Annotated in this window: 14 protein-coding genes; 8 read left to right on the forward strand and 6 right to left on the reverse strand. The window is 52.9% G+C overall.

Going from position 1 to position 13415, the window contains the following annotated elements:
* Window positions 1-65: 65 nt before the first annotated feature.
* The 6 genes from gluQRS to panD all read left to right on the forward strand — a co-directional run bounded on the left by gluQRS (window position 66) and on the right by panD (window position 5272).
* On the forward strand, window positions 66-962 hold the full coding sequence (gluQRS, locus tag HV352_RS19255; protein WP_141875922.1) for a tRNA glutamyl-Q(34) synthetase GluQRS: 897 nt from the start codon (window positions 66-68) through the stop codon (window positions 960-962).
* A gap of 71 nt (window positions 963-1033) precedes the next feature.
* Window positions 1034-2428, forward strand: coding sequence for a polynucleotide adenylyltransferase PcnB (pcnB, locus tag HV352_RS19260; protein WP_203457720.1), 1395 nt, complete (start codon window positions 1034-1036; stop codon window positions 2426-2428).
* A complete protein-coding gene (gene folK, locus HV352_RS19265) occupies window positions 2425-2904 on the forward strand; it encodes a 2-amino-4-hydroxy-6-hydroxymethyldihydropteridine diphosphokinase (protein WP_049269196.1) in 480 nt (159 codons plus the stop codon). Before pcnB ends, folK begins: the two co-directional genes overlap by 4 nt.
* A gap of 120 nt (window positions 2905-3024) precedes the next feature.
* On the forward strand, window positions 3025-3816 hold the full coding sequence (panB, locus tag HV352_RS19270) for a 3-methyl-2-oxobutanoate hydroxymethyltransferase (RefSeq protein WP_003829230.1): 792 nt from the start codon (window positions 3025-3027) through the stop codon (window positions 3814-3816).
* A gap of 125 nt (window positions 3817-3941) precedes the next feature.
* Window positions 3942-4796, forward strand: a complete 855-nt coding sequence (gene panC, locus HV352_RS19275; protein WP_016151737.1) for a pantoate--beta-alanine ligase — start codon at window positions 3942-3944, stop codon at window positions 4794-4796.
* A gap of 95 nt (window positions 4797-4891) precedes the next feature.
* Entirely contained in the window at window positions 4892-5272 is a 381-nt protein-coding gene (gene panD, locus HV352_RS19280; protein ID WP_000621526.1) for an aspartate 1-decarboxylase, read from the forward strand.
* 6 nt (window positions 5273-5278) lie between these two features.
* On the opposite strand, the gene HV352_RS19285 is transcribed toward panD, so the two are convergent.
* From HV352_RS19285 to HV352_RS19300, 4 genes are all read right to left on the reverse strand, one after another.
* The gene (locus HV352_RS19285) at window positions 5279-6508 is read right to left on the reverse strand and encodes a polysaccharide deacetylase family protein (protein ID WP_181634992.1); all 1230 of its coding nucleotides are present in this window, start codon (window positions 6506-6508) and stop codon (window positions 5279-5281) included.
* A 61-nt stretch (window positions 6509-6569) separates the two neighbouring features.
* Entirely contained in the window at window positions 6570-7010 is a 441-nt protein-coding gene (locus tag HV352_RS19290) for a PTS sugar transporter subunit IIA (protein ID WP_016151735.1), read from the reverse strand.
* A gap of 103 nt (window positions 7011-7113) precedes the next feature.
* Window positions 7114-7884, reverse strand: coding sequence for an ABC transporter permease (locus HV352_RS19295; RefSeq protein WP_003829467.1), 771 nt, complete (start codon window positions 7882-7884; stop codon window positions 7114-7116).
* Complete coding sequence (locus tag HV352_RS19300) at window positions 7881-8807, reverse strand: ABC transporter ATP-binding protein (protein ID WP_046275357.1); 927 nt, start codon at window positions 8805-8807, stop codon at window positions 7881-7883. The genes HV352_RS19295 and HV352_RS19300 overlap by 4 nt, the downstream gene beginning before the upstream one ends.
* Before the next feature lie 101 nt (window positions 8808-8908).
* On the opposite strand from HV352_RS19300, the gene can reads away from it, so the two are divergent.
* Complete coding sequence (can, locus tag HV352_RS19305) at window positions 8909-9598, forward strand: carbonate dehydratase (RefSeq protein WP_016151733.1); 690 nt, start codon at window positions 8909-8911, stop codon at window positions 9596-9598.
* A gap of 70 nt (window positions 9599-9668) precedes the next feature.
* On the opposite strand, the gene hpt is transcribed toward can, so the two are convergent.
* Window positions 9669-10205 (reverse strand): hypoxanthine phosphoribosyltransferase, encoded by a 537-nt coding sequence (gene hpt, locus HV352_RS19310; RefSeq protein ID WP_016151732.1) that lies wholly within the window; start codon window positions 10203-10205, stop codon window positions 9669-9671.
* Between the two features lie 203 nt (window positions 10206-10408).
* Here hpt and HV352_RS19315 point away from each other — a divergent pair, with 203 nt between their 5' ends.
* Entirely contained in the window at window positions 10409-12799 is a 2391-nt protein-coding gene (locus tag HV352_RS19315) for a glucose/quinate/shikimate family membrane-bound PQQ-dependent dehydrogenase (RefSeq protein ID WP_181634993.1), read from the forward strand.
* A gap of 34 nt (window positions 12800-12833) precedes the next feature.
* On the opposite strand, the gene HV352_RS19320 is transcribed toward HV352_RS19315, so the two are convergent.
* A complete protein-coding gene (locus HV352_RS19320; RefSeq protein ID WP_075847974.1) occupies window positions 12834-13355 on the reverse strand; it encodes a hypothetical protein in 522 nt (173 codons plus the stop codon).
* Window positions 13356-13415 lie beyond the last annotated feature (60 nt).

Consider the following 13415-nt stretch of genomic DNA (forward strand, 5'->3'; position numbering starts at 1 on the left):
GTCATTTTTACCACGTTTACTACAGGCGGGAGCTTCTCCCGCCTTATTATTTGTTAGCCCGCAAAATGAGCGATTCACATTATATTGGCCGCTTCGCCCCTTCCCCCTCTGGCGAACTCCATTTTGGTTCACTGATTGCCGCCCTCGGGAGTTACCTGCAGGCCCGTGCTCGTCGCGGAATCTGGCGGGTACGCATTGAAGATATTGACCCCCCTCGTGAAGTTCCCGGTGCTGCAGACACGATTCTGCGTCAGCTGGAACATTACGGGCTGCACTGGGATGGCGATATTTTATGGCAATCCCAGCGTCATGACGCCTACCGCGAGGCGCTGGCCTGGCTGCATCTGCAGGATCTAAGCTATTACTGCACCTGTACACGCGCGCGTATACAAAGCGTCGGCGGAATTTACGACGGTCATTGCCGTGAGCTACGCCACGGGCCTGAACAGGCGGCGGTCCGCATTAAGCAACGCCATCCGGTGATGCAGTTTACGGACCAACTGCGCGGTGTGATTCAGGCTGATCCGCGGCTTGCAAAGGAAGATTTTATTATTCACCGTCGCGACGGGCTGTTTGCCTATAACCTCGCGGTGGTGGTAGACGACCACTTCCAGGGCGTGACGGAAATTGTGCGCGGTGCCGATCTTATCGAACCGACGGTACGGCAAATTTCGTTGTATCAACAGTTCGGCTGGCAAGCGCCGGACTATATTCATCTGCCGCTGGCGCTCAACGAACAAGGCGCTAAACTTTCAAAACAAAATCATGCACCTGCACTGCCGCAAGGCGATCCACGCCCGGTGATTGTTGCTGCGCTTCGCTTTCTCGGCCAGCACTCCGATATCCCGTGGCAGGAGATGCGCGTGGATCAGATTCTCACGTTTGCCATTGAAAACTGGAGTCTGACAGCGGTGCCAGAATCGGCGATCGTAAATCCGCCATTCTCAAATGCATCATGCTGAGCTATGATTAGCCGCTATTTTTACACAGCAACACTTGTTCTGATTGAAGTTTGACACTACCGAGGTGCACTATTTTTACCCGAGTCGCTAATTTTTGCCGCAAGGTGCTAAGCCGCGAGGAGCGCGAGGCCGAGCTCGCCGTCGCCCGTCCACATATGACGGTAATCCCGCGTGAGCAGCACTCTATCTCCCGCAAAGATATCAGTGAAAATGCCCTGAAGGTAATGTACAGGCTCAATAAGGCCGGATACGAGGCATGGCTGGTTGGCGGAGGCGTACGCGATCTTTTGCTGGGCAAAAAGCCGAAAGATTTTGATGTCACGACTAACGCCACGCCAGATCAGGTACGAAAACTGTTTCGTAACTGTCGTCTGGTTGGTCGCCGTTTCCGTCTGGCCCATGTCATGTTTGGCCCGGAAATTATCGAAGTGGCAACTTTCCGTGGTCATCATGAAGGCAGCGAGTCCGATCGCACAACCTCACAGCGCGGACAAAACGGTATGCTGCTGCGCGACAACATCTTCGGCTCCATCGAAGAAGATGCCCAGCGTCGCGACTTCACGATTAACAGCCTGTATTACAGCGTGGCCGATTTCACCGTGCGTGATTACGTTGGTGGCATGCAGGATCTCGAAGAGGGCATCGTTCGCCTGATCGGTAATCCGGAAACGCGCTACCGCGAAGACCCTGTACGTATGCTGCGGGCCGTGCGCTTTGCCGCCAAGCTCGACATGCGTATCAGCCCGGAAACCGCTGAACCAATCCCGCGTCTGGCAACACTGCTTAACGATATTCCCCCCGCACGCCTGTTTGAAGAAGCACTCAAACTGTTACAGGCGGGCTATGGGTATGAAACCTATAAAAAACTGCGTGAGTACAGCCTGTTCCAGCCGCTGTTCCCCACCATTACGCGCTATTTCACCGAAGACGGTGACAGCCCAATGGAACGCATCATCGCTCAGGTGCTGAAGAATACCGATAACCGCATCCACAATGATATGCGCGTTAACCCGGCGTTCTTGTTCGCCGCCATGTTCTGGTATCCGTTACTGGAAGCTGCGCAGAAAATTGCCCAGGAAAGCGGTCTGGCTTACTACGATGCCTTCGCACTGGCGATGAACGACGTACTGGATGAAGCCTGCCGCTCGCTGGCGATCCCGAAACGTCTGACCTCGCTGACCCGTGATATCTGGCAGTTGCAGCTACGCATGTCTCGACGCCAGGGCAAACGCGCCTGGAAGCTGATGGAGCATCCGAAGTTCCGCGCCGCTTACGATCTGCTGGCCCTGCGTGCCGAAGTGGAAAACAACGCTGAGCTGCAGCGTCTGGCGCAGTGGTGGGGAGAATTCCAGGTTTCAGCACCGCCGGAACAAAAAGGCATGCTCAACGAACTCGACGAAGAACCAGAACGCCGTCGTCATCGTCGCCCGCGTAAACGCGCCCCGCGCCGTGAAGGTTCCGCGTGACCATCGCCTATATCGCTCTCGGCAGTAATCTGGCCTCTCCTCTGGAGCAGGTTAATGCTGCCGTAAAAGCGATTGGCGACATTCCCGACAGCCGTATCGTCGCTGTTTCCTCCTTTTACCGCACACCGCCATTAGGCCCACAGGATCAGCCAGATTACCTGAACGCTGCCGTGGCGCTGGAAACCACTCTCGCTCCCGAAGAATTGCTTAATCATACCCAACGCATTGAGCTGCAACAGGGACGCGTACGTAAAGCCGAACGCTGGGGGCCGCGCACTCTGGACCTCGATATTATGCTGTTTGGCAATGAAGTGATTAACACCGAACGTCTGACCGTGCCGCACTACGACATGAAAAACCGTGGTTTTATGCTGTGGCCGCTCGCTGAAATTGCACCTGAGCTTATCTTCCCGGAGGGTATCAGCCTGCATCAGCACCTCACCCATCTTGGTGCCGCAAAACCTGCACACTGGTAAAGTATCCCCTCCCCTTCAGCGTTTACTGCTTTAGTGCCAAACGGTTGCTTAAAACAATTGCCCCCCTGAATGTGACTGTTAGAATGCCGATAAATATGACTTTCATCATCAGGAAATGTTATGAAACCCACCACCATTTCACTGCTGCAGAAATGCAAGCAAGAGAAAAAACGCTTCGCGACCATTACAGCCTACGACTACAGCTTCGCTAAGTTATTTGCCGACGAAGGCATTAATGTGATGCTGGTTGGCGACTCACTGGGCATGACGATTCAGGGGCATGACTCCACCCTACCGGTTACCGTTGAAGATATTGCTTACCACACTCGTGCCGTACGTCGTGGCGCTCCCAACTGTCTGCTGCTCTCCGACCTGCCATTTATGGCTTACGCCACGCCGGAACAAGCATTTGAAAACGCCGCTGTGGTGATGCGGGCGGGCGCTAATATGGTCAAAATTGAAGGCGGCGCCTGGCTGGTGGATACGGTAAAAATGCTCACCGAACGCGCCGTACCGGTTTGCGGTCATCTGGGATTAACACCGCAGTCGGTGAATATTTTCGGCGGCTATAAAATTCAGGGCCGCGGCGACGCCGGGCAGGTATTGCTGGATGACGCGCTGGCCTTAGAAGCCGCTGGCGCTCAGTTGCTGGTGCTGGAGTGCGTGCCGGTTGAGCTGGCGAAGCGCGTCACCGAAGCGCTGTCGATTCCGGTTATCGGAATCGGCGCTGGTAACGTCACCGATGGACAAATCCTCGTCATGCACGATGCCTTTGGTATTACCGGTGGCCACATCCCGAAATTTGCGAAGAATTTCCTCAATGAAGCAGGCGACATGCGCGCCGCAGTGCGGCAGTATATGGCTGAAGTGGAGTCCGGCGTTTATCCGGGCGAAGAACACAGTTTCCACTAATTTTTCAGGCCATATATCGGCCTGAAAAGCGTAGCGCCATCAGGCGGTTCGCTGCATGTTGCCGGATGGCGGCGTAAACGCCTTATCCGGCCTACGGTTCCTCAGGCAACTCAAGGAGTCTTGTCGTGTTAATCATTGAAACCCTGCCGCTGCTGCGCCAGCATATTCGTCGTCTGCGTCAGGAAGGCAAACGCGTCGCTCTGGTTCCCACCATGGGCAACCTGCACGACGGCCATATGAAGCTGGTCGATGAGGCAAAAGCGCGGGCTGATGTGGTGATCGTTAGCATTTTCGTCAACCCGATGCAGTTTGACCGACCGGACGATCTGGTGCGCTATCCGCGCACGCTGCAGGAAGATTGTGAAAAGCTGAACAAGCGTAAAGTCGATTACGTTTTTGCGCCTGCCGTTGAGGAAATCTACCCGCAGGGGCTGGAAGGCCAGACGTTTGTTGAAGTTCCCGGTCTCTCCACCATGCTGGAAGGCGCCAGCCGTCCAGGCCATTTCCGTGGCGTTTCCACTATCGTCAGCAAGCTGTTTAACCTGATCCAGCCAGATATCGCCTGCTTTGGCGAGAAAGATTTCCAGCAGCTCGCACTGATCCGCAAAATGGTGGCGGATCTGGGTTATGACATTGAGATCGTTGGCGTGCCGATTATTCGCGCCAAAGACGGTCTGGCGCTTAGCTCACGTAACGGCTATCTGACCGCAGAGCAGCGAAAAATTGCGCCGGGTCTGCACAAAGTGATGAACGGCATCGCTGAAAAGCTGCTTGCTGGACATCGTGACCAGGAAGAGATTATTGCCATTGCCGAGCAGGAACTGAATGAAAAAGGCTTCCGTGCCGACGATATTCAGATTCGTGATGCCGACACGCTGCTGGAGCTGACGGAAACCAGTAAACGCGCGGTGATTCTGGCCGCCGCCTGGCTGGGTCAGGCACGTCTGATCGATAATCAAAGCGTTACATTAGCCCAGTAGACAGGGGTTAAAAATCAGGCAATACTGCCTGAGAATTTCTCAAAGCAGGCCAGTAGTGCCTGCTTAGCCAAGGTAAACGACAGGGTATAGAAGTTATGATTCGCACCATGCTGCAAGGCAAGCTCCACCGCGTAAAAGTCACGCAGGCGGACCTGCACTACGAAGGCTCCTGCGCCATCGACCAGGATTTCCTCGATGCCTCTGGTATTCTGGAAAACGAAGCTATTGATATCTGGAACGTGACCAACGGTAAACGTTTCTCAACCTATGCGATTGCGGCTGAACGCGGCTCCAGAATCATCTCGGTGAACGGCGCAGCGGCGCACTGTGCTGAAGTCGGCGACATTGTGATTATCGCCAGCTTCGTCACCATGTCTGATGAAGAAGCCCGCACCTGGCGTCCGAAAGTGGCCTACTTTGAAGGCGACAACGAAATGAAGCGCACCGCGAAAGCCATTCCGGTACAGGTTGCCTGACAGCCCTTACCCCTGCGGCTGATTACTTATCAGCCGCGACATCGTCTCCAGCGAATCCGTTCTTAAAATATAAAGTCTTTTCAATAAGAACGGATTATCCCCCGGTTTAACCTTCCCTCTCACCGTGGTGACCGCCATGTGGAATCCCGCGTCGCCTGCCGCTTTTACTGCCGTGGCGTTATAGCCGCCAAACGGATACGAAAGATAAAGAACGTGAGGGTTAAACTGAGACAACGCCCGACGCGAACGGGCGAAATCAAACAGAATATTATGATAGCTGCGACTCAGCAGGATTGGCCGGTGATTCGCATCAACCCGATGTAAAAAATGGGTATGCGACTGGAAGTCGAACACGTCCCTGATCTCATTCAGTTCCGCGATGCTCATAAACTGCAGTGATTTCGGATCCCACTTCTGCGAGTGGCGCTTGATACGTGAGGAGATAATAAACGCCGTTGCCTTCATGCCGTGCTGCTTCAGAATCGGGTAAGCATAACGACTCACCGACTTCAGACCATCATCAAAAGTCAGCACCACCGCCCGCGCCGGGAGATTCATATTGTTGCGAACATAGCCTTCCAGTTGGTACATCGTCAACGTGGTGTAGCCGCGGTCCTGTAGCCAGGCCATCTGGTTGCTGAAGGCGCGTACGGAGGTTGTCGTGGAGGTGTGGCGAAAACGGGTATTCTCTTCATCGCGCAGAATATGGTGATAGGTTAACACCGGGATACCGTTGTCTTCCTGCGCATCCAGAGCGCTGATATAGGCCAGTCTGCCGCCAATACGGATCTGGTACCAGGTTTGGTTGAGACGGTCTTTAAGCTTGCTGATAACCGGATAACGCAGATTATCCGCCAGCACGCCAAACGGGGCGCTACCAACATCCGGAGCGTTATAAACCGGCGTATCTTTCCAGGTGATCAGGCTTTGGTTGCTGAGGGGTTTATTGAGATCGCCCAGACCATCGTCGACTTTCTGCCGCCCCTGCACAGGCTCCAGATGCCCTTTATCAATAAACCCGGTACCAAAACCAAAGGTAAATTCGTAATAGTCTGCCGCAATTGGCTCAACGGCGAGGATCTGCCCGGCGCGAATATTTCCTACCGTCACCATCTTGTTGCCAATCTGCGCCCACACGGCGGCCGCTTCGGTGGTTTGCATGTAGCGAGCAGGCAAAGCCGCAGCTATGCTGCCAGAAAACAGGAGCAATAAAACAAGCAGAACGCGCATCACCATATGAGATAACCGAGGCGAGAAACCCCGGCTATTGTAGCAAAAGCACCATCAATACCAATGATTAATACTCATACAAATCATGCTTCAACACGAAGGGGGGATTTTTCTGTTGTTGATGCCAGAGGCTAGAGACTTCGGGCCCGCCAAGCGCAACGATGCTATCACGAAACGCAGAACTGCTCATCGATTCCCGCGACGAAAGCATTCGCTCAAGCAATGGATAACTGATACCTGAAATCACTTCACACTGGGGATGTTTATGGCTCATTAACGAAGCCACGCGGTAAGGCGCGGCCCCGGCCATATCCGTCAGGAATATCACACCCTCGCCAGAGTCTGTAGCATGCAGGGCATGGCACATCATGCGGCTTAGCATATTCGAGCTAAGCCCACGCCAAAAACTCACCGCCTGGCATTGAACCAACGGGCCGTACTTTTTCTCCAGACGATGCAGCATATCCTGTGCCTTATCATCATGACAGGTAATTACCCAACCTAGCATTGCCTACCTCCTTAGCAGGCAAGTAGTTTATCAGGGTGATAAATCCGTAATGGTGATAAGCATCAAAAGTCTTCCTCTCCCGGGCAAGGAGAGGAAGAAAGACTTAGCTGCGCAGGCCGCGTCCGCGCTGAATCAGGTACCAGCACAGCAAATAAAACGCCGCGATAAACACCACCAGCACGCCAAAGGTCGTGACCAGCGGAACATCGTGGATCCCCAGGAAGCCGTAACGGAAACCGCTAATCATGTAGACAATCGGGTTCAGATGGGACAGTCCCTGCCAGAACGGCGGCAGCAACGTTAACGAATAGAAAACGCCGCCCAGATAGGTCAGCGGAGTCAGCACGAAGGTTGGGATCAGGCTGATATCGTCAAAGGTTTTAGCGAAAACCGCGTTCAACAGACCGGCCAGCGAAAACAGCACCGCTGTTAACACCAGCGTAAGCGCCACAAAGACCCAGGAATGCACCTGGAACGGCACGAAGAACAGCGAAATCGCTGTTACCAGGATCCCTACGCACAGGCCACGCGCCACGCCGCCGCCAACAAAACCGGCGATGATCACGTGCGTCGGTACCGGAGCGACCAGTAACTCTTCAATGTTGCGTTGAAACTTGGCGCTGAAGAATGACGATGCCACGTTAGCGTACGAGTTGGTAATTACCGCCATCATAATCAGCCCTGGCACGATAAACTGCATGTAGCTAAAACCATGCATTTCGCCGATACGCGAGCCGATCAGGTTACCAAAGATAATAAAATAGAGCGTCATAGTAATGACGGGAGGAACCAGAGTCTGAACCCAGATTCGCATAAAGCGGTGGATCTCTTTCGCCCAGATGCTTTTCAGCGCAACCCAATAAAGCTGCATCATGCGCGATCTCCTTGTTTTTCATGCACCAGAGAAACAAACAGTTCTTCCAGTCGGTTCGCTTTGTTTCGCATACTCAATACCTGAATGCCCTGAGCGCTCAGCTGTGAGAACACGCTGTTGACCCCCTGTTCACGCAGTACTTCCACTTCCAGCGTGGAGGTATCCACCAGCCGGTATTGATAGCCCTCCAGTTTTGGCAGCGGGCTTTTCGGCGCCAGATCGAGAATAAAGGTCTCGGATTTCAGCTTAGAGAGCAGGCTCTTCATCGAGGTGTTTTCCACCAGCTCGCCGTGCTGAATAATGCCGATGTTGCGACACAGCATTTCCGCTTCTTCGAGATAGTGAGTGGTCAGAATAATCGTGGTGCCTTTGTCGTTTAAATCCTTTAAAAAACCCCACATTGAACGACGCAGCTCAATGTCGACCCCCGCCGTCGGTTCATCAAGGATGAGTAATTTAGGCTCGTGCATTAGTGCGCGGGCAATCATCAGACGGCGTTTCATCCCGCCGGAGAGCATGCGCGCGCGCTCGTTACGTTTTTCCCATAAATCGAGCTGCTTTAAATATAATTCGCTGCGTTTGACCGCCTCTTTATACTCAACGCCGTAATAACCCGCCTGGTTGACTACGATCTGCTGCACGGTTTCAAACGGGTTAAAGTTAAACTCCTGCGGTACCAGACCAAGCTGGCGTTTCGCATTAACGGTATCTTTTTCAAGATCGTATCCGAAGACGCTCACCCGCCCAGAGGTTTTATTCACCAGCGAGCTGATTATCCCGATGGTGGTGGACTTGCCTGCGCCATTCGGTCCCAAAAGCGCATAAAAATCCCCCGCTTCGACTTGCAAATCTATTCCGCGTAACGCCTGAACGCCACCGGGATAGGTTTTTTTAAGTTGTTGAAGTTCCAGAGCAATGGTCATGGTTTTTTACTTACCTTACATTCTAATGCTTGATATTTGGTTTTAATAAATCAGGAGTTACCCTATATTAGCGCAACGCAATTCAATTGGTTACAGCCTCCATGAAAGACATAGATACACTCATCAGCAACAACGCGCTATGGTCAAAGATGCTGGTAGAAGAGGATCCCGGATTTTTTGAAACGCTGACTCACGCACAAAATCCGCGCTTTTTATGGATTGGATGTTCCGACAGTCGCGTTCCCGCAGAACGTTTAACCGGTCTTGAGCCGGGTGAATTATTTGTTCACCGTAATGTTGCCAATCTGGTTATTCACACCGACCTGAACTGTCTCTCAGTGGTTCAGTATGCGGTGGATGTGCTGGAAGTGGAACATATTATTATTTGCGGCCACTATGGATGTGGTGGCGTACAGGCGGCTATTGAAAATAAAGAACAGGGGCTGATAGATAACTGGTTACTGCATATTCGCGATATCTGGTTTAAACACAGTTCACTGCTGGGCGAAATGCCGCAGGAACGTCGCATTGACACCCTGTGCGAACTGAATGTAATGGAGCAGGTCTACAACTTGGGCCACTCAACCATCATGCGTTCAGCCTGGAAGCGCGGTCAGAAAGTTACCATTCACGGCTGGGCTTACGGTATTCATGATGGCCTGCTGCGCGATCTGGACGTCACCGCCACCAGTCGCGAGACGCTGGAGCAGCGCTATCGCCAGGGGCTGTCTAACCTCAGCCAGAAACATACCAATCACAAGCAGATACCAACAAGCGGCAGCGACGCTTAAGTCGCTTTTCGGCCTGCGGGGAAGTATCGTGCAGGCCGAATAAGCAAAGCGCCATCAGGCGCTCCCGACATTACTCGTCCAGCAGCACCACTTTGCCAACGTACGGCAAATGGCGATAACGCTGGGCATAGTCAATGCCGTAGCCGACAACAAACTCATCTGGGATAGAGAATCCGATAAACTCAACCGGAACATCCACTTCACGACGGGTAGGTTTGTCCAGCAGCGTACAAATAGCCAGGGATTTCGGCTCGCGCAGGCTCAGAATCTCACGCACTTTGGACAACGTGTTACCGGAGTCGATGATGTCTTCGACAATCAGCACGTCCTTGCCACGAATGTCTTCATCCAGGTCTTTCAGGATTTTAACATCGCGCGTGGTGGACATTCCGCTGCCATAGCTGGAAGCAGTCATGAAATCGACTTCGTGGGAGACATGCACTTCACGGCACAGGTCGGCCATAAACATAAATGAGCCGCGTAACAGACCAACCAGCACCATATCGCTGCCGCTGTCCTTGTAACGTTCGTTAATCTGACGTCCCAGTTCAGCAATACGCGCTTTGATCTCCGCTTCCGGGATCATGACTTCAACAGTATGTTTCATATCTCTAACCATATGATTTAAAAACAAATCACTCAATGCTAACTTTTAATAAGCCAGCATCTAAGCGCAAGGCACGCAGTATACCAGCAAAAGCATTCATACGCGGCATCTGTTGATAAAGTTCATAATGTGACGTTTATCACGCGTTTTAGCTCCTATAATTAACTGCTATTAAAGAAATAACACCTGTGATGGTATTTTTTATGGCAAATAACAACGTACGTTCTCAACGGCTTATCGTGACCCTGAGCGCCCTGTTTGCGGCACTTTGTGGACTATATCTCCTGATTGGTGGAGGCTGGCTGGTCGCCATCGGTGGCTCCTGGTATTACCCGATCGCGGGCCTTGCCATGCTCGGTGTGGCTCTCCTGCTGTGGCGCAGTAACCGCTCCGCCCTTTGGCTGTATGCCGCCCTGCTTCTCGCCACCATGATTTGGGGCGTCTGGGAAGTCGGCTTTGATTTCTGGGCGCTGACGCCGCGTAGCGACATCCTGGTCTTCTTTGGTATCTGGCTTATCCTTCCTTTCGTCTGGCATCGCCTGATTATCCCTTCCAGTGGCGCAGTAGCGGCGCTGGTGGTGGCCCTGCTGATTAGCGGCGGTATACTGACCTGGGCTGGCTTCAACGACCCACAAGAGGTTCACGGCACGCTGAGTGCAGATACCTCTCAGGCCGATGCAATCTCAGCGGTTGCCGACGAGGATTGGCCGGCTTACGGTCGCAATCAGGAAGGTCAACGCTACTCACCGTTAAAACAAATTAACGCTGACAACGTTCATCAGTTGAAAGAAGCCTGGGTATTTCGTACCGGGGATTTAAAACAACCCAACGATCCCGGTGAAATCACCAATGAAGTCACGCCAATAAAAGTGGGGGATACTCTTTATCTGTGTACCGCCCATCAGCGGCTGTTCGCCCTGGATGCGGCCAGCGGGAAAGAGAAGTGGCATTTCGATCCCCAACTCAATACCAATACCAGCTTCCAGCACGTAACCTGTCGCGGCGTTTCTTATCATGAAGCCAGACCGGATACAGCTTCTGCAGAGGTGATGGCCGACTGTCCGCGCCGCATCCTTTTGCCGGTCAATGATGGTCGACTGTTTGCCTTGAATGCCGAGACCGGCAAGCTGTGCGAAACCTTCGCCAATAAAGGTATTTTGAATCTGCAGACCAATATGCCGGATACCTCACCGGGCCTGTACGAACCGACGTCTCCCCCGATAATCACCGATAAAACTATCGTTATTGCCGGGTCGGTAACCGATAACTACTCAACCCGCGAAACATCCGGGGTGATACGTGGTTTTGACGTCAATAACGGCAAGCTTCTGTGGGCGTTTGATCCCGGAGCCAAGGATCCTAATTTCATCCCGTCAGATGAACATACCTTCACCTTTAATTCACCCAACTCCTGGGCGCCTGCGGCCTACGACGCGAAGCTGGATCTGGTGTATCTACCCATGGGCGTTACCACGCCGGATATCTGGGGCGGTAACCGCACACCGGAACAGGAACGTTACGCCAGCGCCATTCTGGCGTTAAATGCCACGACCGGGAAATTGGCCTGGAGCTATCAGACCGTTCACCACGATCTGTGGGATATGGATTTACCGGCACAGCCAACCCTGGCGGATATCAACGTCAATGGAGAGAAAATCCCGGTCATTTATGCCCCGGCAAAAACCGGTAATATCTTTGTGCTCGACCGCCGTAATGGTGAACTGGTGGTGCCTGCCCCGGAAAAACCGGTGCCGCAAGGTGCAGCCAAAGGTGATTATGTCAGCAAAACCCAGCCGTTCTCCGATCTCAGTTTCCGTCCGCAAAAAGATCTCAGTGGTGCGGATATGTGGGGCGCAACCATGTTTGACCAGTTGGCGTGCCGCGTAATGTTCCACCAGCTGCGCTATGAAGGCATTTTTACCCCGCCTTCAGAGCAAGGCACTCTGGTGTTCCCGGGTAACCTCGGCATGTTCGAATGGGGCGGTATTTCCGTTGATCCCAACCGTCAGGTAGCCATTGCCAACCCGATGGCGCTGCCGTTCGTTTCTAAGCTGATCCCACGCGGTCCCGGCAATCCGATGGAGCCGCCGAAAGATGCCAAAGGTACTGGCACGGAGTCAGGTATTCAGCCGCAGTACGGCGTACCGTTCGGCGTAACGCTCAATCCGTTCCTTTCACCATTTGGTCTGCCGTGTAAACAGCCAGCATGGGGCTACATTTCCGCCGTAGATCTGAAAACCAATCAAGTGGTGTGGAAAAAACGCATTGGTACGCCACAGGACAGCATGCCATTCCCAATGCCGGTTCCGGTGCCGTTCAATATGGGGATGCCGATGCTGGGTGGACCTATCTCCACCGCGGGTAACGTGCTGTTTATAGCCGCGACTGCCGATAACTATCTGCGCGCATACAACATGAGCAACGGTGAAAAACTGTGGCAGGGTCGGCTTCCGGCAGGCGGCCAGGCAACGCCGATGACGTATGAAGTTAACGGTAAGCAATATGTGGTGATATCCGCCGGGGGCCACGGCTCATTTGGCACCAAGATGGGCGATTATATTGTGGCATATGCGTTGCCGGACGACGCGAAGTAAAATGGACAACGCCCGCTAATCAGCGGGCGTTTTTTTATTCAAACTTCAGTGACAGTAACGACGCTTTTGCGGCTTCCTGATACTGAGCCACCAGATCTTTGGTCATATTGAAGGAGACCTGCACCGCTTTCTCGTTTTGCGAGGTAATCAGCAGCATATTGAGAATTTCAGTATCCGGCGCTTGAGAACGGAAAGTAATCAGCCACGCTTGATGTCCATCAACCGTGACAGGTTCCGCCTGCGGCTTGAAGTTGGTCAGCATCTTCAGTGTCGCATCCTTTGCCATATCCAACTGAGCGGCAGGCAACGCGTTGCGCCCGGCGGTAATACCTAGAGACGCTTTACCGCGTTCGTCACCGTAAATCACCTGTGGACGGTTTTCAGAAGGGTATTTGATTTTTGCCATTTCGTCCGGCATCGGCGTGAGCGTCTGCGGAATTTCGAGACTTAAATTCAGTTTTGAAATCTGTTGGCGTTCCATCTTCATCGCAGCCTGTGCCGAAACCGCCAGAAGCATAATAAAAGATGCCGTCAATACTTTACGCAAAAGGGTCATGAATACCTCGTGATGAGTGATTAACCTCATCAGTATATGAATGCCTTTACTCGACGATAG

Source organism: Citrobacter sp. RHBSTW-01044, from assembly GCF_013781945.1.
Classification (GTDB): Bacteria; Pseudomonadota; Gammaproteobacteria; order Enterobacterales; family Enterobacteriaceae; genus Citrobacter; species Citrobacter braakii.

What these genes read in the sequence shown, in the direction of transcription:
- can (WP_016151733.1), top strand. Translation starts at nt 8,909, where the DNA reads ATGAAAGACATAGATACACTCATCAGCAACAACGCGCTATGGTCAAAG.
- HV352_RS19300 (WP_046275357.1), bottom strand. Translation starts at nt 8,807, where the DNA reads ATGACCATTGCTCTGGAACTTCAACAACTTAAAAAAACCTATCCCGGT.
- panB (WP_003829230.1), top strand. Translation starts at nt 3,025, where the DNA reads ATGAAACCCACCACCATTTCACTGCTGCAGAAATGCAAGCAAGAGAAA.
- panD (WP_000621526.1), top strand. Translation starts at nt 4,892, where the DNA reads ATGATTCGCACCATGCTGCAAGGCAAGCTCCACCGCGTAAAAGTCACG.
- gluQRS (WP_141875922.1), top strand. Translation starts at nt 66, where the DNA reads ATGAGCGATTCACATTATATTGGCCGCTTCGCCCCTTCCCCCTCTGGC.
- HV352_RS19290 (WP_016151735.1), bottom strand. Translation starts at nt 7,010, where the DNA reads ATGCTAGGTTGGGTAATTACCTGTCATGATGATAAGGCACAGGATATG.
- HV352_RS19320 (WP_075847974.1), bottom strand. Translation starts at nt 13,355, where the DNA reads ATGACCCTTTTGCGTAAAGTATTGACGGCATCTTTTATTATGCTTCTG.
- HV352_RS19315 (WP_181634993.1), top strand. Translation starts at nt 10,409, where the DNA reads ATGGCAAATAACAACGTACGTTCTCAACGGCTTATCGTGACCCTGAGC.
- HV352_RS19285 (WP_181634992.1), bottom strand. Translation starts at nt 6,508, where the DNA reads ATGGTGATGCGCGTTCTGCTTGTTTTATTGCTCCTGTTTTCTGGCAGC.
- hpt (WP_016151732.1), bottom strand. Translation starts at nt 10,205, where the DNA reads ATGAAACATACTGTTGAAGTCATGATCCCGGAAGCGGAGATCAAAGCG.
- HV352_RS19295 (WP_003829467.1), bottom strand. Translation starts at nt 7,884, where the DNA reads ATGATGCAGCTTTATTGGGTTGCGCTGAAAAGCATCTGGGCGAAAGAG.